The sequence below is a fragment of the Acinetobacter sp. WU_MDCI_Abxb74 genome (assembly GCF_025513915.1).
GTDB lineage: Bacteria > Pseudomonadota > Gammaproteobacteria > Pseudomonadales > Moraxellaceae > Acinetobacter > Acinetobacter calcoaceticus_C.
In genome coordinates this window covers 21,154-42,772 of sequence record NZ_JAHPRP010000016.1, presented here as the reverse complement: position 1 = coordinate 42,772, position 21,619 = coordinate 21,154, and the positions used below count along the sequence as shown (strand labels likewise).

Below are 21,619 nucleotides of genomic sequence, written 5' to 3'. Positions count from 1 at the left end.
AAAAACATTGCAAAAGAATTTTTGAGGAAAACGTCACATGGCAAAAATTATTGGTATTGACTTAGGTACTACCAACTCATGCGTTGCTGTACTTGAAGGCGATAAAGTAAAAGTAATCGAAAACGCTGAAGGCACACGTACAACTCCATCGATCATCGCTTATAAAGATGGCGAGATCTTGGTTGGTCAAAGCGCTAAGCGTCAGGCAGTAACTAACCCGAAAAATACATTATTCGCTATTAAGCGTTTAATTGGTCGTCGTTATGAAGATCAAGCAGTACAAAAAGACATCGGCCTTGTACCTTATAAAATCATCAAAGCTGACAATGGTGATGCTTGGGTAGAAGTAAACGATAAAAAATTAGCACCTCAACAGATCTCTGCTGAAATCTTGAAAAAGATGAAGAAAACTGCAGAAGACTATTTAGGTGAAACAGTTACAGAAGCAGTTATTACTGTTCCTGCTTACTTTAATGATGCTCAACGTCAAGCAACTAAAGATGCGGGTAAAATCGCTGGTTTAGACGTTAAACGTATCATTAACGAACCAACTGCTGCTGCACTTGCGTTCGGTATGGACAAAAAAGAAGGCGATCGTAAAATTGCTGTTTACGACTTAGGTGGTGGTACTTTTGACGTATCAATCATTGAAATCGCAGACCTTGATGGCGACCAACAAATCGAAGTGTTATCAACAAATGGTGATACTTTCCTTGGTGGTGAAGACTTTGATAACGCTTTAATTGAATTCTTGGTTGAAGAATTTAAGAAAGAACAAAGTGTGAACTTGAAAAATGATCCACTTGCATTACAACGTTTGAAAGAAGCTGCTGAAAAAGCAAAAATCGAGCTTTCTTCATCGAATGCAACTGAAATCAACCTTCCATATATCACTGCTGATGCGACTGGTCCTAAACACTTAGTGATCAATGTAACACGTGCAAAACTTGAAGGTTTGGTTGCTGATTTAGTTGCTCGTACAATTGAGCCTTGCCGTATTGCGCTTAAAGATGCTGGTCTTTCGACTTCTGACATCTCTGACGTAATTTTGGTTGGTGGCCAGTCTCGTATGCCGCTTGTACAACAAAAAGTACAAGAATTCTTTGGTAAAGAGCCACGTAAAGACGTGAACCCTGATGAAGCAGTTGCAATTGGTGCTGCGATTCAAGGGGCGGTATTGTCTGGTGACAAAACTGACGTTCTTTTATTAGACGTAACACCATTAACTTTAGGTATTGAAACAATGGGTGGTGTATTAACACCAATCATTGAGAAAAACACGACGATTCCTGCGAAGAAATCACAAGTGTTCTCTACTGCTGCTGACAACCAGCCTGCTGTAGACATTTCTGTTTACCAAGGTGAACGTAAGATGGCTCAACAAAACAAATTGTTGGGTAACTTCCAATTAGGTGACATTCCACCTGCTCCACGTGGTGTGCCACAAATTGAAGTCTCTTTCGACATCAATGCTGATGGTATCTTGAAAGTATCTGCTAAAGATAAGAGCACTGGTAAAGAGCAATCGATCCAGATTAAAGCAAACTCAGGTTTGTCTGATGCTGAAATCGAAGCAATGATTAAAGATGCTGAAGCGAATGCTGAAGAAGATCGTAAGTTTGAAGAACTTGCAAAAGCTCGTAACGAAGCTGATGCATTAATTTCAAGCTCGAACAAAGCAGTTAAAGATCTTGGTGATAAAGTTACTGAAGATGAAAAAACAGCTGTAAGTACTGCAGTTTCTGAACTTGAATTAGCAACAAAAGAAAATGATGTTGAAGATATCAAAGCTAAAACTGAAGCTTTACAAAACATCTTAATGCCTATCACTCAACGTGCTTATGAACAAGCACAGCAAGCTGGTGGTGCAGAAGGCTTTGATCCAAATGCATTCCAAGGTGGCGATGCAGGTCAACAAAAAGCTGATGATGGTGTTGTAGATGCAGAGTTTACTGAAGTTAAAGATGACAAAAAATAATTTGTTTCTTTAATAAAAAACCGCGCTTAGGCGCGGTTTTTTATTAGTTACAAAAAATAACAATAGGTTTATTAATTATATTTTTTAATTGTCTAATGTCAAAAAAGTCAATTATAAAAACTAATCTATTAATTATAAAAAAGATTTTATAAACTAAAATACATTGTTACTTATTCCATTAATTATTCCATTATTGCCAAGTGTAAAAACATCTTTTTCAATTTTTGTACCAAGATCACAAAGTTTGCCCACTCTCTTGTCTTTTTTATCATTTTGACGAAATTGATTAAGTAGCTAACAATAAGATTTATTTATATTTTTTATTTTGCCATGAAAAAATTTCTATGGTGGGGATTGAGCTTGTGTTTATGCATAGGCTTTCAAACGAAGATCTTTGCTCAAAGTAATCTACCAATGGGTTCATCTCATCAACCTTTGAAGTATCAAATTGCTTTTATTGACCCACGGTTTCAACTCACTAAAGAACAATTTATTGAAGTAAGCCAACAAGCTGCTGAAATCTGGCATAAAGAGACTGGAAAAACCTATTTTATTTATGATTCAGGAGCACAGTTATCAGTTAACTTAATTTATGATGATCATCAAATGATGAAAAGTGAGCAACAGGAAAATTTAAATACACTTTTGCAAAAGCAGGAACAATGGCGCATTAAAAATGAAGAGATTATTTTAAACAAACAAGAAATTGATCAGCTATCATCAGATTTAAACAAAAAAAAGATCAGTCTAAAAGCTGAGTTTGAACAATATCAACGAGACGTGACACGCTTTAATCAAGGAGAACAACGATACTATCGTGCCGATGAGTTAAAAGAGCAGCAAAATCAACTACAGCAAAAATCTGGAAATCTGCAAAACGAATCAAATAATTTAAATATTAAAATTCAATTGCTTAATGCAAAAATTAAAAATCTAAATCAAGAGCAAAGTGATTTAATGACTTTAATGACACAATTTAAGCTAGAGCAAAAAGCCAGTATTCAGCCTTTTCATAAAGGCCTATTTAGTCAAAACCAAATTCAAATTTATGGTTATACTTCTTTAAATGATTTACGTTTGACCCTTGCTCATGAGTTTGGTCATGCTTTAGGATTAAAACATACTACTGATCCTAAATCTTTAATGTACCCGCGTTTAAAAGAGCAAGATATCTATAATTTCAAATTAACAGATTCAGATTTAGAGTTATTAGGCTCTATTTATAGTTCAATTAAGGAAAATCATTAAAGTTAAATGATTAAAAAAACTAAATAAAACCAAATATATTGAATTTTTTCTAAAAAATAATTTGGCATTTGGTAAAAAATAACGAGACTAAAGTCTCATTTATTTATTGAAATTGTATATTTTTTGATTGATTTTTCACTTTATATTCTTATAATACGTTTTTTTTAAAATCTCCCCCCATCAATTATGCGTTTAACATCTTTGTTACTAGGCGTAGCCTTTGCTTTTTCTAATTTTCAAGCCAATGCTAATCTTGCCACCCCAGCTCATACTCAAATTCAGCAAAAAACAGGTCAGCATCTGACTTATAAAATTGCTGAAATTGACCCACGTTTTGGTTTGAGCCAAGATCAATTGATTCAGATTAGCCAACAAGCTGCGGATATTTGGAAACAAGGTACTGGGCAGGATTATTTTACTTATGATCCAAATGCAAAGTTAGAAATTCGCCTAGTTTACGATAATGGTCAAAGTCGTTCTGAACAGCGTCAAAAAATTGCAGCTCAGTTCCAGCAAGAACAGCAACGTGTAATTGATGAACAGCAACAAATTAAGCAATTAAAGCAAACCCTTGGTCAAACTCAATCTGACCTTGAAAATAAAAAGCAGATTTTGAATGGAAAATTGAAAAATCTAGACCAGCAAATGATGCAACTTAACCAAGGCAAATTAGCACCTGAATACAGTGCTAAATCTTTGGCTAAAACCCAGAAAGATTTGCAAAAGCAAACTGTTGCTTTAAAGAAAGAAATTGCTGCATATAATGAGCAAGCTAAAGATTTAAATACTAAAGTTACTCACTTTAATCAGATTAATAATGAGTTTAATGATTCATTAAACCAATTTAAGCAAAATGCTCAAGCGGATGTCTTTAAAAAAGGTATCTACAACGGCAAACAAATTGTGATTTACGAGTTTAAGTCTATTGATGATTTACGTTTAACGATTGCTCATGAGTTAGGGCATGCGCTTGGTTTAAAACACAGTGATCAACCAAATGCCTTGATGTACTCCGTTCGTAAAGATGGTGACAAAAAAATCACTGGCCTTACCGATGCTGATCGCGATCTATTAAGTGCTTTACCTCAATAATTAAGAACTTCATATAAAATGATGTATCTATTTCTAAATAGATACATCGAAATTCATGTCAAAGTCATGTTATTGTGGTCATCAAAGCTAACGAAAATAGAATGGAGATGAAGATGAGTTACTATCATATCCTGATTGAAGTAAATGATCATATCAGTACAATTGAACAAACACGTGATATTGAACTGTTTGATATTATTGAAATTAAACCTTACCTTCATTCTATTCTAATCCCCTTTTTCAATGAGCATGAAATCGAGCTTGAAGATGAAAATATTGAATATAAAGATATTCTACATCTTGAAGTAAAACAGACTCTGTTACCGATTGAACATTTAATTGAAGAAGAACAAAAGCAATTACCAAGTGATACAGATGTTACGATCACTGCGTATGAAATCTTTAATGATCGAGATTTAAGCCAAGATGTCACTTCAGTTATTTTTGATATTTTGGAAGCGGTTAAATTAGATTAGCAATCTTATAAAAATATTTATAAAAAAGGTCTGCATGTGCAGACCTTTTTATTATTTTCATTTTATTGCATCATTTTTTGGGCTTGTTCTTGACGGAATGCACGTAAGATTTGTTGCCCAGCCCGTCCTGTTGGATTTAAACCTAAACGAGTTTGCTCCTGACGAATAGCTACACGGGTTTTATCACCAATAAGGCCATCAACCGCGCCAATATCATAGCCACGATTAATCAAAAATTGTTGAATTTCACGACGTTCCATACGTGAAGTTCCTGGATCATCAGTTGGCCAAGATGTTGCAAAAGGACGAGCGCCTTTTAAACGATCAGATAGGTGAGCAATTGCAAGACCATAACTTTCAGCAGCGTTATAACTATAGATAGCATCAAAATTCTTAAATACTAAAAATACTGGACCATTTACACCTGCTGGTGCCATTAAACCTGCCGAAGTACTGCTAGATAAAGCGCCTTGAACAAGTGGAGAGCCATCAATCCGAGTAACACCTCTTGCACTCCAGCTACTTAAAGCTTTCTTTGAACGTCGCCCTTCTCCATCAATTGACATACCTTGGGGAACTTTTACTTCAAAACCCCATGGCATTCCTGCTTGCCAGCCCGCTTTATTTAAGAAATTCGCTGTTGAAGCCAGTGCATCAGCTGTACTAGACACCAAATCGCGACGACCATCTCCATCAAAATCAACAGCTAATCGTTCATAGGTCGATGGCATAAATTGCGTATGTCCAAATGCCCCAGCCCATGAACCTTTCAGTTGATCTTCGGTTAAATCACCACGCTGTAAAATACGCATGGTGGCAAAAAATTCAGTACGGAAATAACTTTGTCGGCGGCCTTCACAACTTAAAGTTCCGAGTGCCTGTAATAAAGGATATTTTCCAGAAATATCACCAAAATTACTTTCCACACCCCACACTGCCACAATTGTTTCTGGAGGTACACCGTAGGTTTGAGAAGCACGATTTAAAACATCGCGATATTGCGCCAGTTTTTGTTTTCCAAACTCAACTCGCTCTTCATCGACTAGCCCAGAAAGATAATCCCAAATTGGAGTCGAAAATTCTGGTTGATAATTTAATTTATCAATCACCGAATAATCTGGAGTTAAGTTTTGAGTGTAACGGTCATAGGTTGTACCAGAGACTCCAGCAGCAATCGCTTGAGAGCGTAAATTTGCCAAACAACTTTGGAAATTATTATTAGGCGTATAATTTTCGTTAGTCACTGCCGGAACAGTGGCACTGCTAGATATTGTAGAACCATTAATTACGAGCTCTGCTTGAGCCTGAGTCATTGCTAAAAATACAGAGCCAACAATACAAGAAAAACGTCGCATATTATCCCAGTTTCAATTTTTGAATTTAAATTTTTAAGTACCATACCATTATGAGTCTAAAATTTCAGAGAGAAAACGTAAATTTGAATTCATAATCTCTTCTTTAAATTCATTTCTATTGTTTTAAATTCAAATTCCTTACGTTGTTTTTGAATTTAAAACCTCTGCAATGCGCATTACCAGTTTTGAATTCAAAATAATAGCGCATAGTTTAAATTCAAAAAACTTATTTTAAATTTAAACTATAAAACAAGTGTTTCTGTGGATAAACTTATCCACAACCAAACAAAAATACCCCTATTTATTGATTCTATTCTATATTTCATCATTCCTTAAACATAGGAAAGTCATTCAACTGAACAATCTGTATTTTTAAATTCAAAAATCGACCCATGTTTTAAATTCAAACTTGCCACGTTATTTTGAATTTAAAACACTTCAACAAACATCATTCGTTTTGAATTCAAAATATATGACCCTAACGTCTGTTATAAATTAAACCCTCTTGTGGATAACTAACTTTAAATTCAAAAAATGTAAAAAACTTGTCTTCACTTTTTTAAATTTAAAAACACTACCAATATTTAAATTCAAAAATTCACGTAAAAAGTTATCCACACCTAAAAATGCTCATGATTTATTATTTTTTAAATTTAAAAGACGAAAAAAGCGATCCGAAGACCGCTTTTTAGCAAATTAAAATTACTTTAGAGAGTCATATTTTCTGTTAGAGCGAGTGGTTCTGGCAAAATTTTTGCCAATTGACGGCATAACGTCGTCAATTCATTACTATCCAAAGGCATTAAAGTGATATGACCTAACTTACGGCCAGCACGTTCTGACTTGTTATAAAGGTGTAGATGAGCACCATTTAAGGCAAGTACATCTTCAGTTTTAGGATGCTGACTAATAATATTGATCATGACCGTTGGACGAACAACGTCTGTTGAACCTAATGGAAGACCAGCAACAGCTCGAATATGGTTTTCAAACTGAGAACAAACAGCGCCTTCAATTGACCAGTGGCCTGAGTTATGCACACGCGGTGCCATCTCATTTGCACATAAACCTTGCTCTGTCACAAACAGCTCTAGAGTCAACACACCAACATAGTTGAGGTGATTCAACAAGCGTGTAATGTAGTCTTGAGCAACAGGCTGTAAAGCTTCACTATTCGGTGCTGGAACAATTGAATGCGATAAAATGCCATTATGGTGGTGATTTTCAGCCAATGGCCAAGTTTTTACTTCACCATTTTGGCCGCGCACCGCAATAATTGAAACTTCGCGAGAGAATTTAACAAAGCTTTCGGCAACTAGGCTCTTTGCAGGACCAAGTTCAGCCCACGCGGTGTCAATCTGGTCTTCTGAACGAAGTACAAACTGACCTTTACCATCATATCCACCAGTTGCAGTCTTGAGCACAATCGGCAAGCCAAGCTCAGCAACAGCCTTTTTCAAACTTTCTAAGCTATCTACAGCACGATACGGCGCAACAGGAATAGTAAGTTCATCAAATAATGCTTTTTCTGATAAACGATTTTGCGCAGTCGCTAAAGCAACACGGGGAGGGTGCAATGCCTTAGTTTTTGTTAAAACATCAACATCTTCCACGGGGGTGTTTTCAAACTCAAGACTGTAAACATCAGCACTTTCAATAAACTGCTTTAAACCTTGCTCATCTTGACTAGAAAAGACTTGGCCTAAAACACCTGCTGGACAATCTGTATTTGCTTCAAAAAAAGTACATTGAATATTTAATGGTAATGCTGCTTGAGCCATCATTCGGCCCAATTGCCCACCACCAAAAATACCGATAGTTTTATCCATCTCAGCCTCTTACACCTGACCCGGAATATTTTTGCTTGCAACCTTATCGGTTTGCGCAGCGCGGAAATCAGCAACATTTTTTGCGATTTCAGGACGAGTTAAACCTAAGATTTGTGCCGCCATAATTGCAGCATTCGTCGCACCTGCTGGACCAATCGCTAAAGTACCTACTGCGATACCAGCTGGCATTTGTACAATTGAAAGCAAAGAATCTACGCCATTTAAAATTGATGATTTAACTGGCACACCTAAAACTGGTAAATCAGTTTTTGCGGCACACATTCCAGGTAAATGCGCTGCACCACCAGCACCAGCAATAATCACTTGAATACCACGATCACGCGCAGTTTCTGCATATTCAAATAAACGATCTGGAGTACGATGAGCAGATACCACTTCCGCTTCAAATGGGACACCAAGCTGTTTAAGCATATTGGCTGTGTTTTCGAGAGTTGCCCAATCAGATTGAGAACCCATAATAATTCCAACGAGAGGTTGAGCGTCTTGTGCTGCGGCCGCATTCATTGCTAATGTTCCAGAGACAAAAGTAAAAGAAGATAAATCTCGACGAGAGCCAAGTTTTAAATGGTTCGGAAGCCCATTATTATAGACTGATTTTTCATCTCACGAAAATTTAACTGACCAGCTCTGCGAATATTTTTAATCTCATAAAAAAATGTCATGGTTTAACAGTGAAACATTCTCAAATTTTATTAATATTATTTAAACATCCTGCAAAATAATCAGGTATTTGGAAAAGTAATAGCTTGTAGTGAATAATTGATTCTATACAAGCTATTACAGCTTATTGGCTTCTAAATACGAAATAGACACAACCAAATAGGCATACCATTGCCCACAAATAATCCAATTTAAATGGCTGCTTAAACAAGAAAAGCATAAACGGTACAAACACAATCAGAGTGATGACTTCCTGAGTGATTTTCATCTCGCCGAGTAGCCAGCCTTGCGCACTCAGCATACGAGTTGCGGGAATCATAAAACTGTATTCAAGCAGAGCAATAATCCAGCCGAATAAAATCGCTTGCCAAAGGGGAGCGTGATGTAAAAATTTTAGATGCCCATACCATGCAAGGGTCATAAAGCAGTTAGAAATAACTAATAACGCAAAAGCTAAAACCGTTGGGCTCAAAGGCACATCCTTCATCTTTACGATGATTTAAGTATTTTAAAGATACAAAACATTATAAAAGATAAAACTGTCATTCAGCTTAAATACAAAAAATAAAAGACACGTTTTCATTGGGGCTTCAACCATATAGAACAACAACGATTTTTGACTATCTTTTCCCGTTTAGCCTTGCTATCGTTGCTGCCAAATTTATCAATAATGAACGCGCAGACACTTGACGTGCTGTGTATAGAAGCAGTGGAGAAGACGAGCAATGCATCTGCATATCTTGGGTATTTGTGGCACTTTTATGGGCTCTTTAGCACTTTTAGCTCGTGATTTAGGACATAAGGTAACCGGTTCCGATTCAAACGTTTACCCGCCAATGTCTACCCAGTTAGAAAATGCAGGCATTACACTCATGCAAGGCTATGACCGTAGTCATTTGCAGCCTCATCCTGATTTAGTCATTGTCGGAAATGCCATGAAACGTGGTATTGATGCTGTGGAATATATGCTGAACGAAGGCTTGCCATATATTTCTGGTCCACAGTTCCTTGCTGACCATGTTTTACAAGGTAAACATGTACTTGGTGTAGCTGGTACTCACGGTAAAACTACGACTACGACTATGCTTGCTTGGGTACTTGATCAGGCGGGTTTAAACCCAGGCTTTTTAATTGGTGGTGTTCCACTTGGTTTTAGTGAAAGCGCTCGTTTAGGTGGCGGCAAATACTTCTGCGTTGAAGCCGATGAATATGACTCAGCTTTCTTTGATAAGCGCTCTAAGTTTGTTCACTATCACCCAAAAACGGCGATTTTAAACAACCTTGAATTTGACCATGCCGATATTTTTGATGACCTTGCAGCGATTCAAAAGCAATTCCATCACCTTGTGCGTACCATTCCAAGTGAAGGCCGCATTATTGCGCCAATTACGGAAATTCATATTGATGAAGTACTTGAAATGGGCTGCTGGACACCAGTGATTCGTACAAGTCTAGAAGCGAATGAAAAAGCGGCTTTATCTGCTGAACTCATTTCAATTGATGGTAGCCATTTTAAAGTCCTCGAAAATGGCAATGTCATCGGTGAAGTGAAATGGACAATGACAGGACAACATAGCGTAGCTAATGCTTTGGCAACGATTGCAGCTGCTCAGCATGTGGGTGTTGCGCTTGAACAAGCCTGTGAAGCTTTGTCTAACTTTGGTGGCGTGAAACGTCGTATGGAGTTACTCGGCACAGTCAATGGCATTGAGGTTTATGATGACTTTGCTCACCATCCGACTGCAATTGACACGACTTTAGATGGCGCACGTAAACGTTTAGGCGAACGTCGTTTATGGGCGATTATCGAACCACGTTCAAACACCATGCGTATGGGCAGCCATAAAGAAGGTTTAGCACACTCAGCACGCTTAGCAGATGAAGTCATCTGGTATCAGCCAGAAGGTTTAGATTGGGATTTACAACCCGTGATTGAAGCTGCGTCTAACCATGCTCAAGTCAGCCGTTCACTTGATGAAATTATTGAGCGTATTGTTAATGAAGCAGGTGAGGGTGATGCAGTTGTGATTATGTCTAATGGTGGCTTTGGCGGATTACATCAAAAATTAATGAATGCATTAAAAGCAAAAGCTGCTTAACTTTTGCTTTAAAGATTCAATAAAAACGGGTTTCAAATGGAAACCCGTTTTTTTTATTCAGCCGTTTTAAACTTGTTCTGGATCTATATTGGCTATAAATTTATTAGAAACCATTAAACGTAAACTATAGACAATACCCATCGCAAAAACACTATATCCCACGTTATTACAAATAAACGGAATACATAAAATGATGAGGGCCGTAATAGGGTAAAACCATTTGCTGATTCCCGCTAAGCATTCAAATTCGTATAGTACCCAAATACAGGTGGTATAAAGCACCACACTCACCGCAACCACTATTCCCATATATAAATCGGAAATATGTGCATGATGGGTTGTGACATCCACTGCCGCTGCAAGCGCAGCGCCCACCGTAGCAATACTCACAAAAACAAAGTAATGACCATATCCCCATACAAACGGGCGCACACCTTTCAAATGGTGATGCTGTTCACTACGGTCAAAATAAGCCCACCACATCGCGAACATAAGCATCAATCCACCGATCATTAAAAAAACGGCAGGAATATTAATAGATTGAGCAGTCAGCGCATCGCGGATTGCATTAAAGCTACCAATAATTGATTCACCCAACACAATAATTGTAAGCAGGGCATAACGCTCTACAATATGATGTGGATGCCACGGCGTAGGTGAATATTTTTCTGCATAGTAGGGAACAAATAGCTCCATCGCAGCCAGAAATAAAAATAAAGGGACTGAAAGTACATGGGTAAAATTGGCAACTAACCAACCAATCTGTACCAGTACAATCCCTATTGCATAGCGATAAGCCGTAATACGTCGAGCAGGATCATATTTTGCTGCACGCAACCACTGGGTCACTAACGCCATTCGCATAATGACATAACCGATGATCATTACGTCAAAATCCTGACTATGAAATACATCGGGAATGCCTGCTGCCATCACCAATGAACCTGCAATTTGCACAAAAGTGAGGCACCGATACAACGCATCGTCATTATCGTAAGCCGAAGCAAACCATGAAAAATTCATCCATGCCCACCACAACGCGAAAAATACCATCAGGTAACTTGGTAACGCATGCCATAGGTGATTTTCAATAATGGCGTGATGTAACTGCTGACCTGCTGTTGCAATCGCGACCACAAAAATTAAATCGAACAATAATTCGAGGGGAGTTGCTGCTCTATGCGGCTGTTCTGGATCTCTTGGAGATAAAGGCCTCAAACTTAATTTTTTCTGTTTTTCTTGAGTAGTCATAAAATAACGTTCTCGAATAAAATGCCAACACGTTAGCACTTTAATATTAACGCCCAGATCACGCATTAAAAATTATCTAGATTTGCTGTTTAATCTTTACTCACAAATAAACTATATTTCATTTTTGTGACAATTCTTTATCAAGACATTAAGCTGAATTCTTTATGATAGCTCACGTTTTTGTTCTTGTTTGGAATATGAATGTCTTTAGAAACACTCAACCTTAGCTTATTCCATGTCATTAATGGTGCTCAGGATGCGAGTCAATTTATCATTCGTCTTGCTATCTTTTTTGCTAATGATCTCCTGTATATCCTTTTATTCATTCTTACTTTTTTATGGTTTTATGGCGACCAAGATTTAAAAAATAGGGTCGTTAAATCTGTATTTTTGACCTGTGTGTCGCTTTTAGTAGGTTATGTTATTTCTCTGTTTTACCATCATTCACGGCCGTTTGTGATGGGTGTTGGTACCACTTTTATCGAACATGCGCCAACCGCATCTTTTCCAAGTAATCATATGCTGATTTTCAGCACCATAGCCCTGTCTTATTTATTTGCTCAGCGCAAACTGATTGGAATTATTCTTCTATCCTTATCATTTGTCGTGGCATGGTCGCGTATTTATTTAGGTGTGCATTTCCCTTTAGATATGTTTGGCGCTTTTATTGTTGCTCTGTTGGTAAATACAGCTGGTTATTATTTCTGGAATGCTTACGGCACACGCTTAACTGCATTTTTTATTCATCTCTACAAAATCATATGCAAACCGCTTTTAGATCGGGGTTTAATTAAATAGCTTCTAAATCCATTGTTGTGTTAAAAAACACGAAATTAAGTTCAGTTGCGTAATCCTAAAAAATCTGCCATTCTATGCGTAGTTGGATATGTTTTATCCAAAACAGAATTTAGTTTGACAAGGGGAGTAGCCTCCTCCAAACATAGCAGCAATGTTATGTGTCAGATATCGTCAATACACTTTTATTAAAAAGTCGGTATCTGAGCATCATGAAATTCATGATGTAGGCAAGACCTTGATCATGTTGGTACAGATGTTTAATTCATCTGGCAACGGGTCAAGGTTTTTTTATGCCCAATTGCCGGATGTGGAGGTTTTATGGAATCGATCGGCAATTTATGGCTGTATATAGCGTTCTTTGGCATTGTCATCGTAATGCTCCTGATTGACTTTTTAGGCTTTAAGCAAAAGCAAGGTCAGGATGTTTCAATTAAGCAAGCAGCTTACTGGAGTGTGGCGTGGGTGAGTGTCGCGGCATTATTTGGTGGTGGTTTATGGTTGTATCTACAGCAAACTGCTGGTGTGACCTTAGCAAACCAAAAAACCATGGAATACTTTGCAGGTTACTTACTTGAAAAGTCACTCGCGATTGACAACGTTTTCGTCTGGTTAATGATTTTCGCAGCTTTTGCTATTCCACCTGCGCTACAACGTAAAATTTTGCTCTACGGCGTATTAGGTGCAATTGTACTTCGTACTCTCTTTATTTTTATTGGTGCATGGTTCGTTCAAGAGTTTTCTTGGGTGCTTTATATCTTTGGTGCGTTCTTGGTCTACACAGGCTTTAAGTTCTTAAAAGGTCAAGAAGAAGAAACCAATATTGAAGACATCAAAGTTCTAAAATGGTTACGTAACCACATGCGTATTACGCCACAGCTTGAAGGTGACAAGTTCTTTGTTCGTCAGAATGGTTTATTGTGGGCAACGCCGTTATTTTTAGTTTTAATTTTGGTTGAAGCGTCTGACGTGATTTTCGCAGTCGACTCTATTCCTGCTATTTTCGCGGTAACCAGCGATCCGTTTATTGTTCTAACAGCGAACTTAATGGCAATTTTAGGTTTACGTGCAATGTTCTTCTTACTTGCTGGCGCTGCAACTAAACTACATTACTTGCCATACGGTTTAGGCATCATCTTATTGTTCATTGGTGCAAAAATGTTGTTGCTTGATGTATTCCATATGCCAATCTGGATCTCGTTAAGCTTTATCGTATTGGTGTTAGCAATTACTGCTTATCTATCATTGCGACACAACAAAAAGCAGTTGCAGTCTTAATTCATCATATCAAGGCATCTACAGATGAGATGCCTTGATATTCAAATTTTCAAAGTAGGCTGTATTTAAAAATACAGAAATATTATATATCCGCCTAAAAGTGCTTTTTATTGTGGCTTCTTCGTAATTAATGAGTGTCATTTAAGTGCATTGCCAACAATCACCTTAATTTTTTAAACATAGACTATAACGAATACTCAAAAATAGAACCCTTTAATCTTTTGTATTTTAAAAATTTTACTCTCTTTTTCTTTATTAAAAATCTATATTGGCAAGCTCTTTGCATCTCCTAAAAAGAAAAAAGCCTAGATTTTAAGGGCTCGTGAGAGCCCTAATTTTTTTAAGGAGTGATGCCATGAATGCTATTCCCACTTTAACCCCACTTGCTATGCCGTGTAACAGCAGTTTTGATGCAAAAGATTGGGAAATTTTATCTAGTCACTGGTACCCAGTTGCCCGTATTCAAGACGTCTCTACTGCACCACAACGAGTGACGCTATTAGACGTGAATATGGCTCTGTATAAAACAGAAAGTGGTGAAATTCACCTCGTTCGGGACATTTGCCCTCATCGTGGTGTGCCTTTAACCAAAGGGTGGGTAGAAGGGGAGGAAATTGTGTGTCCCTATCACGGTCTGCGTTACAACACCGAAGGGAAATGTACCCAAATTCCCGCACAGCCCGAATTAACCAAAATTTCAGATCGCTTTTCTTTAACAAAATTTCCAGTCGTGCAACGTTATGGTCTAATCTGGACCAGTATTCATGGTCGTGATGTTGTTCAAGCCAATATTCCTGTATTAGATACTTGGGACCAGACAAATCATCAAGCGATTTTGCCACCTTTTGTCGATATTGGCGGTACTAGCGGACGTCAACTTGAAGGTTTTATCGATGTCGCACATTTTGCATGGGTACATCACAATGCATTTGCTGATCGCGATAACCCTGTAGTGCCCAAATACCAAACTGAACGTACCAATTATGGCTTAAAAACGGTCTATATCAGTAATGTCAGCAACTATCCACATGAGCTAAAACATTTAGAGCCGAAAGGCTTTTTATGGAAACGCACCTTTGATATTTATCCACCTTTTTCAGCAATACTTACTGTCGATTTTCCAGAAGGCGGCATTTTAAAAATCTTGAACGCTTGTTGTCCTGTATCAAGCAATAAAACCCGATTATTTGTTCCTTTAACACGTAACTTTGATCAAACAGGTGATTTAGAAAAAGTATATGCATTTAATGCCCAAATTTTTGCCGAAGATCAGGACATCATCGAATCACAAAAGCCAGAAGAGCTTCCTTTGGACTTGATGATGGAAGCTCATTTTGAAGCAGACCGCTCTTCAACAACTTACCGCCGGATTTTGGCTGAATGGGGACTAAGTGAACGTTATACCGTTTAAATCTTGGCTAACTGGGGTACAATCAACCGAAAAAAGTGAAAATATAAAGGCTTTCCATGTCATTGATAGCAAATACCACTGTAGTTCGTGGTCGTTTTTTAGATATCCAACAAACTGTCTCAGAGCCAACTGATATTCCAAATTATGTGCGCTATTTGGAAGATGGTGTATTGATTAGTGAACATGGAAAAATCATTTGGTTTGGCGCATGGGAAGAAGCTCAAAAGCATCTTCCTGCTGGAGTTGAAATTCAACACTATCCAGAACAGTTGATTGTACCCGGCTTTATTGATACCCATATTCACTTCCCACAAACTGAAATGGTTGGAGCTTACGGCGAACAACTTTTGAGTTGGTTAAATACCTATACTTTTCCAACTGAAATCCAGTTTAAAGACAAAGCATATGCAAGTGAAATTGCCCAGTTCTTTGTTCAGGAACTCTTAAAACACGGTACAACCACCGCTCTAGTCTTCTGTACAGTTCATCCTGAGTCAGTAGATGCTTTATTTGAAGCCGCAGAAGACGTTCAGATGCGTTTAATTGCTGGTAAGGTACTCATGGACCGCAATGCGCCAGATGCGCTGTGTGACACACCAGAAACCGCTTACAGCGATACAAAAGCACTTATTGAAAAATGGCATGGTAAAGGTCGTGCTCTTTATGCGATTACCCCACGTTTTGCGCCAACCTCTACTCCTGAACAGTTAGAAAGAGCAGGGCAGTTAAAACAAGAATTCCCTGATGTCTATGTCCATACGCATTTAAGTGAAAATAAAGATGAAATCGCATGGGTGAAATCTCTATTTCCAGAACAATCAGGCTATTTAGATGTCTATCAACATTATGGTTTAACTGGCAAACGATCTGTTTTTGCTCATTGTGTTCATTTAGAAGATGAAGAATGGCAATGTATGCACGATACACAATCGGCCATCGCATTTTGTCCAACTTCAAACTTGTTTTTAGGTAGTGGTTTATTCCCGTTGAAAAAAACATGGGAAAAACAAGTGAAGGTGGGCTTAGGTACAGATATCGGTGCAGGTACATCATTTAGCTTATTACAAACCGTTAACGAGGCTTATAAGGTCCAACAATTACAAGGCGATAAGCTTTCTGCTTTTGAAGCGCTTTATCATGCAACGTTAGGTGGAGCAAAAGCACTTGATCTGCACGACCGGTTAGGCAATTTCAACATCGGTAAAGAAGCAGATTTTGTTGTCTTGAATCTTAAGCCAACAGCATTACAGCAACTTCGCCAGTCTAAATCTAAGTCTGTTGAAGATGCGCTGTTTGCATTATTCACTTTAGGTGATGACCGTAATATTGAGGCGACTTATATTTATGGAAAACGTGCTTATCAAAAAGAAACAGCCCAATAAAAATCGGGCCGTTAAATTTTTGTTATTATTTGGAATATGTGCTCTTGCATTAAAGCGGGATCGGCATATCTCTCAAAATGATAAAATTTCAGAGTCATCAAAGGGTGCATGAAAAGTCATTTTGCTTTAAAATTTTACCATTAACTCAGATTTTAGAGGTGTTGCAGGTCAACACCTTTTTTATTTTTTCTTTTATATCTTGTAGGAATCTGACATGACTGTTGCAATGAGCATCATGATTTCAACCGAAGAAATTCAAGCAAAAGTCAAAGAGCTCGGCGAGCAAATTAACGCTCACTACGCCAATAGTGACAAAGAGTTGGTCCTGATTGGGCTACTGCGTGGTTCTGTTATTTTCATGGCAGATTTATGCCGAACAATTACCAAACCGCATGAACTCGACTTTATGACAGTGTCTAGCTACGGCGGCGGTACGACTTCAAGTCGGGATGTTAAAATCTTAAAAGATCTTGATGGTGAAATTCGCGGTAAAGATGTGTTAGTTGTTGAAGATATTATCGATTCAGGTAATACCTTAAGCAAAGTCATGGAAATGTTGCAAACTCGAGATCCAAATTCAATTCAATTGTGCACATTGGTGAGTAAACCATCTCGCCGTGAAATTGATCTCGAAGTTAAATTTTTAGGTTTTGAAGTTGAAGATAAGTTCATTGTGGGTTATGGATTAGACTACGACCAAAAATATCGCCACTTACCATTTATTGGCGAAATTGGTTTATAAATTTAAAAAAATAGCACCGTGAGGTGCTATTTTTTTATATAAAACTTAGCTTCGAACAAAAAAGACACAAAAAGTCGCAATCTGCTACAGACAAAATAGACAGCTCTCAAGCACGATAGAATATGAAGCAAAATCATTAACTTCATCAAAAAAACAACTGGAGAACAAATATGTGGTCACTCATTGTCGCTATTGTGGTTGGTTTCTTTGCTGGCTTAATCGCTCGTGCCTTACATCCTGGAGATGATAAAGCAGGTTTTATCGTAACTACCTTAATTGGTATTGCAGGCTCACTTCTAGCCACGTATGGTGGCCGTTTACTTGGCCTCTACGGAGAAAATTCAGCTGCGGGCTTTATCGCATCCGTTATTGGTGCAGTCGTTATTCTCTTTATTTATAATTTAATTGCACGAAAAAGTTAATGACTTTTAGGTAATAAAAAAGCACCAGATGGTGCTTTTTTAATTCATTTTATAGACCTAACTCTTTCCAAACTGACTGAATTTCTTCGGCAGATCGAGCACCTACCAGTTTAAATCCGTTTGCAAAAATCAGAGTAGGAGTACCATTAAAGCCTAACTTTCTTCCGAGCTCTAAATTACGGTCAATTGGATTAGCACAGCTCGTAACCTTTGGTTTAACACCTTGCTGAATCAATTTTTTCCATGAATATGATTGATTTGGCGCACACCAAACCTGCCTAGAAACAACGATAGACTGAGGTTTTAAAGGATAGATGAACGTGTAAATGGTCACATCTTTCAACTTGTCGAGTTCAGGTTCAAGCTGCTTGCAATAAGGGCAGTTTGGATCAGTAAATACTGCTAAAACATGCTGTCCATTACCTTTAACCGTTTTAATTGCATCTTTTAAAGGGAGCTGTTTCCAGTCAATTGAGTTCTGTCCTAAAACTAGATCTTTGGTCAAATTCTTCTGATCTTTTAATCGAATCATAGAGCCAACAAACATATGCTGACCATCTTCGCCGACATAGATGATTTGTTCATCCAGATTAGCGCTATATAATCCTTGCATTTCGGTTTTCTGGATATTGCTAATTTTCAAATTAGGGTACTGTTTTTTAATATTTTCCTTAACAGTATCCACATTAGCCAAACTCAAACTTGCCGTTAAGCTAAATAATGCCAATATTCCTAGTTTTTTAAGCATAAAACCGACTCATAGGTAGGAGAGGACCTCATTTTAATCAGTTCCGCTCTTTGAAACAGAACTGATTACCGAGTTATAACCAAACTGCCACTCATTTACGCCAATGTTTCACGTGGAACATAAGTAGGTTTTAGAATATTAATTTCCACGGATATATGCACAATTTCATCATGAATCGATAAAGCTTGACGAATCTGGTCTGCGGTTAAAGAAATGTCATCGGTTTCTAGGGCCAAAATACAAGAAAACTTGCCTTTTGCGACTTTCCAGACATGAATATCCGTAATTTCAATATATTTAGGAAATTCAGTAATCACTTCACGAATTTCTTCAACCACAGGATGATCCATTTCTGCATCTAGAAGGGTTTTTCCTGTTTCTTTCATTAATCCCAAAGACCATTTCGCGACTAAAACAGCCCCTAAAATGCCTAAAAGTGCATCTAAAAAATCCCATCCAAAATATTTACCCGCGAAAAGCGCAATAATTGCAAAAACAGAGGTCACGGCGTCTGCAACCACATGTAAAAAGGCAGCTTTTTGGTTTAAATCATGGTGCTGATGCCCATGTTCATGATGGTGATGGTGATGGTGATGGTGATGGTGACCATCATCGTGAAGTAACCATGCGCAAATCAAGTTAATGATCAACCCTAGAATTGCAATGGGAATAGCTTCATTATAAAAAATCTCAACCGGATTAAATAAACGTTGTATCGACTGAAACGCCATAAAAATGGCTACAACCATTAGCAAAATCGCACTGCTATAACCCGCTAAAATCTCAATTTTCCAAGTTCCAAAACTAAACCGATGATCTTTGGAATAATGACGAGCCGCACGATAAGCAAAATAGGCTAAACCGAGTGCCAACATATGCGAACTCATATGCCAACCATCAGCCAGAAGCGCCATTGAATTGAAAAACCATCCACCGAATATTTCTAACACCATCATGGATGCCGTTAAAATGGTTGCAATCAAAATACGTTTTTGTGCAAGTGGATTTCCTTCATCAAACTGATGTTGATGATGACGTGATACACTATGATCCTGCATAAAATTTAAACCCAATATACTCCCTACCAGTATATTGAATTATACAAGAGAACACAGATGAGTCACATTGGTCAGGATAAAAAAATACTTAATCGTGTAAAACGACTAAAAGGGCAAATTAACAGTATTGAGCATGCCGTTGAACAATCGGATATTTCATGCATAGAAATACTACAGCAAGTCGCTGCAATTAAAGGGGCGATAAACGGCCTGATGAGTGAATTGATGGAACAACACTTACATCACCATGTGCTCAAAGAAGCACAGGTTGATCAAAATGAATTAGATGAGTTTTTAAAAGTTCTAAAAAGATACGGCTAATGAGATGACTGAATGACACAGCCTTCTGCATCATTCAGTTTTTTAATTATTTTCCAATACAAAACGAACCAAAGATTTTGCCTAACAGGTCATCGGCGCTAAAGTCACCGGTAATTTCACCTAAAGCATTCTGAGCAAGTCGTAATGATTCAGCAACAAGTTCACCTGCGTTAAATACCACAAGTTGTTCATGGGCCTCTGAGAGATAGCGCTGTGTGCGTTTCATTGCGTCTAAATGACGTGTTCTGGCAATAAAGGTGTCTTCCTCAGGATGAAAGCCTGCATGAGCTGTAATCGCCTCTACGAGGCCTTGTACGCCCATCTCTTGTTTGGCAGAAACGGTAATATGACGGAACCCTTGAAAATCACTTATTTCAGCTAACTGACCCGTTAAATCACATTTATTACCAATTAACATTAAACGACGCGGCTCAATATGTTCAGCAAAATATTCTTGAGCTAGTTTTAATGGATCATCGCCTTGATTTAAGTCATAAACCAACAATAACAAATCAGCCTGTTCAATTTCTTTAATTGCTCTGCGAATCCCTTCTTTTTCAACGATATCACCCGTTTCACGAAGGCCTGCGGTGTCTGTTAAGGTAATTGGCAAACCATTTAAACTAATTTTTTCATGTAAAACATCGCGAGTTGTACCAGCAATATCTGTCACAATTGCACGCTCAACGCCAGCAAGCGCATTCAACAAGCTCGATTTACCCGCATTTGGCTTACCAGCAATCACAACTTGCAAACCTTCACGTAGTAATTGGCCTTGTCGTGCAGACATTTGCACGCCATGTACAGACTGTTGTACGTCTTCAAGTAAAGCTAAAATTTTGCCATCAGCCAAAAAGTCGATTTCTTCTTCAGGAAAATCTATTGCGGCTTCCACATGCAAACGTAAATGAATCAGTTTTTCTAAAACGGTATTAATTTTTGTTGAAAAAGCGCCTTGCAAAGAACGAACAGCAGAACGTGCAGCAGCTTGCGATGTCGCATCAATCAAATCTGCAATCGCTTCAGCTTGAACTAAGTCCATCTTGCCATTTTCAAAGGCTCGCATGGAAAACTCACCCGCTTTTGCGGCAATGGCACCAAGTTCAAATAGTCGACCTAGCAAGGCATTTTGGATAACTGGGCCACCATGGCCTTGTAGCTCTACAACATCCTCACCTGTAAATGAGTGAGGATTTGGAAAACATAGAACAATGCCTTCATCCATAATGCTCCCATCGACATCATAAAACTTACGGAAACCCGCCATACGTGCTTCAGGCAAGTTTTTCTGTGTCAGGTTTTGAGCAATTTCATAAGCCTTAGGTCCCGATAGGCGAATAACCCCCACACCACCACGCCCTGGCGGCGTTGCAATTGCGGCAATTGTGGTTTGACTTTGCATATTATTCACCTAAAAACCTAAAATCCAGCCAAAGAAAAATCCGCCTAAGAT

19 protein-coding genes and 1 pseudogene are annotated in these 21,619 nt (G+C 38.0%); 12 read left to right on the top strand and 8 right to left on the bottom strand.

The window, feature by feature from the left end; translation table 11 throughout:
• The first annotated feature begins 37 nt into the window (after positions 1 to 37).
• The 4 genes and pseudogenes from dnaK (at position 38) to KTH84_RS18205 (ending at position 4,794) form a co-directional block, all read left to right on the top strand.
• Positions 38 to 1,978 (top strand): molecular chaperone DnaK, encoded by a 1,941-nt coding sequence (gene dnaK / locus KTH84_RS18220; protein ID WP_003656004.1) that lies wholly within the window; start codon positions 38 to 40, stop codon positions 1,976 to 1,978.
• A 330-nt stretch (positions 1,979 to 2,308) separates the two neighbouring features.
• A complete protein-coding gene (locus KTH84_RS18215; RefSeq protein WP_262474612.1) occupies positions 2,309 to 3,226 on the top strand; it encodes a matrixin family metalloprotease in 918 nt (305 codons plus the stop codon).
• 78 nt (positions 3,227 to 3,304) lie between these two features.
• Positions 3,305 to 4,318 (top strand): annotated as a pseudogene (locus KTH84_RS18210) (M57 family metalloprotease).
• Between the two features lie 101 nt (positions 4,319 to 4,419).
• Positions 4,420 to 4,794, top strand: a complete 375-nt coding sequence (locus tag KTH84_RS18205) for a hypothetical protein (protein WP_080645631.1) — start codon at positions 4,420 to 4,422, stop codon at positions 4,792 to 4,794.
• Between the two features lie 62 nt (positions 4,795 to 4,856).
• Here the strand turns inward: KTH84_RS18205 and KTH84_RS18200 are convergent, their stop codons facing one another.
• The 4 genes from KTH84_RS18200 to KTH84_RS18185 all read right to left on the bottom strand — a co-directional run bounded on the left by KTH84_RS18200 (position 4,857) and on the right by KTH84_RS18185 (position 9,146).
• Positions 4,857 to 6,149, bottom strand: a complete 1,293-nt coding sequence (locus KTH84_RS18200) for a lytic murein transglycosylase (RefSeq protein ID WP_202743904.1) — start codon at positions 6,147 to 6,149, stop codon at positions 4,857 to 4,859.
• Positions 6,150 to 6,856: 707 nt separating this feature from the next.
• The gene (locus tag KTH84_RS18195; protein WP_262474606.1) at positions 6,857 to 7,978 is read right to left on the bottom strand and encodes a 5-(carboxyamino)imidazole ribonucleotide synthase; all 1,122 of its coding nucleotides are present in this window, start codon (positions 7,976 to 7,978) and stop codon (positions 6,857 to 6,859) included.
• Positions 7,979 to 7,987: 9 nt separating this feature from the next.
• Positions 7,988 to 8,503: a 5-(carboxyamino)imidazole ribonucleotide mutase gene (gene purE, locus KTH84_RS18190; RefSeq protein ID WP_002115451.1), complete on the bottom strand. Its 516-nt coding sequence runs from the start codon at positions 8,501 to 8,503 to the stop codon at positions 7,988 to 7,990.
• A gap of 280 nt (positions 8,504 to 8,783) precedes the next feature.
• Positions 8,784 to 9,146, bottom strand: a complete 363-nt coding sequence (locus KTH84_RS18185; protein WP_262474604.1) for a DMT family protein — start codon at positions 9,144 to 9,146, stop codon at positions 8,784 to 8,786.
• Between the two features lie 238 nt (positions 9,147 to 9,384).
• Here KTH84_RS18185 and mpl point away from each other — a divergent pair, with 238 nt between their 5' ends.
• Positions 9,385 to 10,758: a UDP-N-acetylmuramate:L-alanyl-gamma-D-glutamyl-meso-diaminopimelate ligase gene (mpl, locus tag KTH84_RS18180; protein ID WP_202743905.1), complete on the top strand. Its 1,374-nt coding sequence runs from the start codon at positions 9,385 to 9,387 to the stop codon at positions 10,756 to 10,758.
• 66 nt (positions 10,759 to 10,824) lie between these two features.
• Here mpl and KTH84_RS18175 read toward each other — a convergent pair whose 3' ends face one another.
• Positions 10,825 to 12,075: a low temperature requirement protein A gene (locus KTH84_RS18175; RefSeq protein WP_262474601.1), complete on the bottom strand. Its 1,251-nt coding sequence runs from the start codon at positions 12,073 to 12,075 to the stop codon at positions 10,825 to 10,827.
• A 135-nt stretch (positions 12,076 to 12,210) separates the two neighbouring features.
• Here KTH84_RS18175 and KTH84_RS18170 point away from each other — a divergent pair, with 135 nt between their 5' ends.
• From KTH84_RS18170 to KTH84_RS18145, 6 genes are all read left to right on the top strand, one after another.
• Positions 12,211 to 12,807, top strand: a complete 597-nt coding sequence (locus tag KTH84_RS18170; protein ID WP_262474600.1) for a phosphatase PAP2 family protein — start codon at positions 12,211 to 12,213, stop codon at positions 12,805 to 12,807.
• A gap of 318 nt (positions 12,808 to 13,125) precedes the next feature.
• A complete protein-coding gene (locus tag KTH84_RS18165; protein WP_262474598.1) occupies positions 13,126 to 14,082 on the top strand; it encodes a TerC family protein in 957 nt (318 codons plus the stop codon).
• Between the two features lie 355 nt (positions 14,083 to 14,437).
• Positions 14,438 to 15,493: an aromatic ring-hydroxylating oxygenase subunit alpha gene (locus KTH84_RS18160; protein WP_262474597.1), complete on the top strand. Its 1,056-nt coding sequence runs from the start codon at positions 14,438 to 14,440 to the stop codon at positions 15,491 to 15,493.
• 56 nt (positions 15,494 to 15,549) lie between these two features.
• A complete protein-coding gene (gene guaD, locus KTH84_RS18155; RefSeq protein WP_262474595.1) occupies positions 15,550 to 16,875 on the top strand; it encodes a guanine deaminase in 1,326 nt (441 codons plus the stop codon).
• Positions 16,876 to 17,089: 214 nt separating this feature from the next.
• On the top strand, positions 17,090 to 17,617 hold the full coding sequence (gene hpt / locus KTH84_RS18150) for a hypoxanthine phosphoribosyltransferase (protein ID WP_004640259.1): 528 nt from the start codon (positions 17,090 to 17,092) through the stop codon (positions 17,615 to 17,617).
• 170 nt (positions 17,618 to 17,787) lie between these two features.
• Positions 17,788 to 18,039 (top strand): GlsB/YeaQ/YmgE family stress response membrane protein, encoded by a 252-nt coding sequence (locus KTH84_RS18145; protein ID WP_016139726.1) that lies wholly within the window; start codon positions 17,788 to 17,790, stop codon positions 18,037 to 18,039.
• 49 nt (positions 18,040 to 18,088) lie between these two features.
• Here KTH84_RS18145 and KTH84_RS18140 read toward each other — a convergent pair whose 3' ends face one another.
• The gene (locus KTH84_RS18140) at positions 18,089 to 18,787 is read right to left on the bottom strand and encodes a DsbC family protein (protein ID WP_262474593.1); all 699 of its coding nucleotides are present in this window, start codon (positions 18,785 to 18,787) and stop codon (positions 18,089 to 18,091) included.
• Between the two features lie 95 nt (positions 18,788 to 18,882).
• On the bottom strand, positions 18,883 to 19,860 hold the full coding sequence (gene dmeF, locus KTH84_RS18135; protein ID WP_262474591.1) for a CDF family Co(II)/Ni(II) efflux transporter DmeF: 978 nt from the start codon (positions 19,858 to 19,860) through the stop codon (positions 18,883 to 18,885).
• 42 nt (positions 19,861 to 19,902) lie between these two features.
• Here dmeF and KTH84_RS18130 point away from each other — a divergent pair, with 42 nt between their 5' ends.
• The gene (locus KTH84_RS18130) at positions 19,903 to 20,166 is read left to right on the top strand and encodes a metal/formaldehyde-sensitive transcriptional repressor (protein ID WP_133976095.1); all 264 of its coding nucleotides are present in this window, start codon (positions 19,903 to 19,905) and stop codon (positions 20,164 to 20,166) included.
• A 46-nt stretch (positions 20,167 to 20,212) separates the two neighbouring features.
• Here the strand turns inward: KTH84_RS18130 and mnmE are convergent, their stop codons facing one another.
• A complete protein-coding gene (gene mnmE / locus KTH84_RS18125; RefSeq protein WP_262474588.1) occupies positions 20,213 to 21,568 on the bottom strand; it encodes a tRNA uridine-5-carboxymethylaminomethyl(34) synthesis GTPase MnmE in 1,356 nt (451 codons plus the stop codon).
• Positions 21,569 to 21,619 lie beyond the last annotated feature (51 nt).

Coding starts and splice junctions, on each gene's coding strand:
- dnaK (WP_003656004.1), top strand. CDS start 38: ATGGCAAAAATTATTGGTATTGACTTAGGTACTACCAACTCATGCGTT.
- KTH84_RS18130 (WP_133976095.1), top strand. CDS start 19,903: ATGAGTCACATTGGTCAGGATAAAAAAATACTTAATCGTGTAAAACGA.
- purE (WP_002115451.1), bottom strand. CDS start 8,503: ATGAATGCGGCCGCAGCACAAGACGCTCAACCTCTCGTTGGAATTATT.
- KTH84_RS18175 (WP_262474601.1), bottom strand. CDS start 12,075: ATGCGTGATCTGGGCGTTAATATTAAAGTGCTAACGTGTTGGCATTTT.
- KTH84_RS18185 (WP_262474604.1), bottom strand. CDS start 9,146: ATGAAGGATGTGCCTTTGAGCCCAACGGTTTTAGCTTTTGCGTTATTA.
- hpt (WP_004640259.1), top strand. CDS start 17,090: ATGACTGTTGCAATGAGCATCATGATTTCAACCGAAGAAATTCAAGCA.
- KTH84_RS18140 (WP_262474593.1), bottom strand. CDS start 18,787: ATGCTTAAAAAACTAGGAATATTGGCATTATTTAGCTTAACGGCAAGT.
- guaD (WP_262474595.1), top strand. CDS start 15,550: ATGTCATTGATAGCAAATACCACTGTAGTTCGTGGTCGTTTTTTAGAT.
- mnmE (WP_262474588.1), bottom strand. CDS start 21,568: ATGCAAAGTCAAACCACAATTGCCGCAATTGCAACGCCGCCAGGGCGT.
- KTH84_RS18215 (WP_262474612.1), top strand. CDS start 2,309: ATGAAAAAATTTCTATGGTGGGGATTGAGCTTGTGTTTATGCATAGGC.
- KTH84_RS18205 (WP_080645631.1), top strand. CDS start 4,420: ATGGAGATGAAGATGAGTTACTATCATATCCTGATTGAAGTAAATGAT.
- KTH84_RS18170 (WP_262474600.1), top strand. CDS start 12,211: ATGTCTTTAGAAACACTCAACCTTAGCTTATTCCATGTCATTAATGGT.
- KTH84_RS18145 (WP_016139726.1), top strand. CDS start 17,788: ATGTGGTCACTCATTGTCGCTATTGTGGTTGGTTTCTTTGCTGGCTTA.
- KTH84_RS18200 (WP_202743904.1), bottom strand. CDS start 6,149: ATGCGACGTTTTTCTTGTATTGTTGGCTCTGTATTTTTAGCAATGACT.
- mpl (WP_202743905.1), top strand. CDS start 9,385: ATGCATCTGCATATCTTGGGTATTTGTGGCACTTTTATGGGCTCTTTA.
- KTH84_RS18160 (WP_262474597.1), top strand. CDS start 14,438: ATGAATGCTATTCCCACTTTAACCCCACTTGCTATGCCGTGTAACAGC.
- KTH84_RS18195 (WP_262474606.1), bottom strand. CDS start 7,978: ATGGATAAAACTATCGGTATTTTTGGTGGTGGGCAATTGGGCCGAATG.
- KTH84_RS18165 (WP_262474598.1), top strand. CDS start 13,126: ATGGAATCGATCGGCAATTTATGGCTGTATATAGCGTTCTTTGGCATT.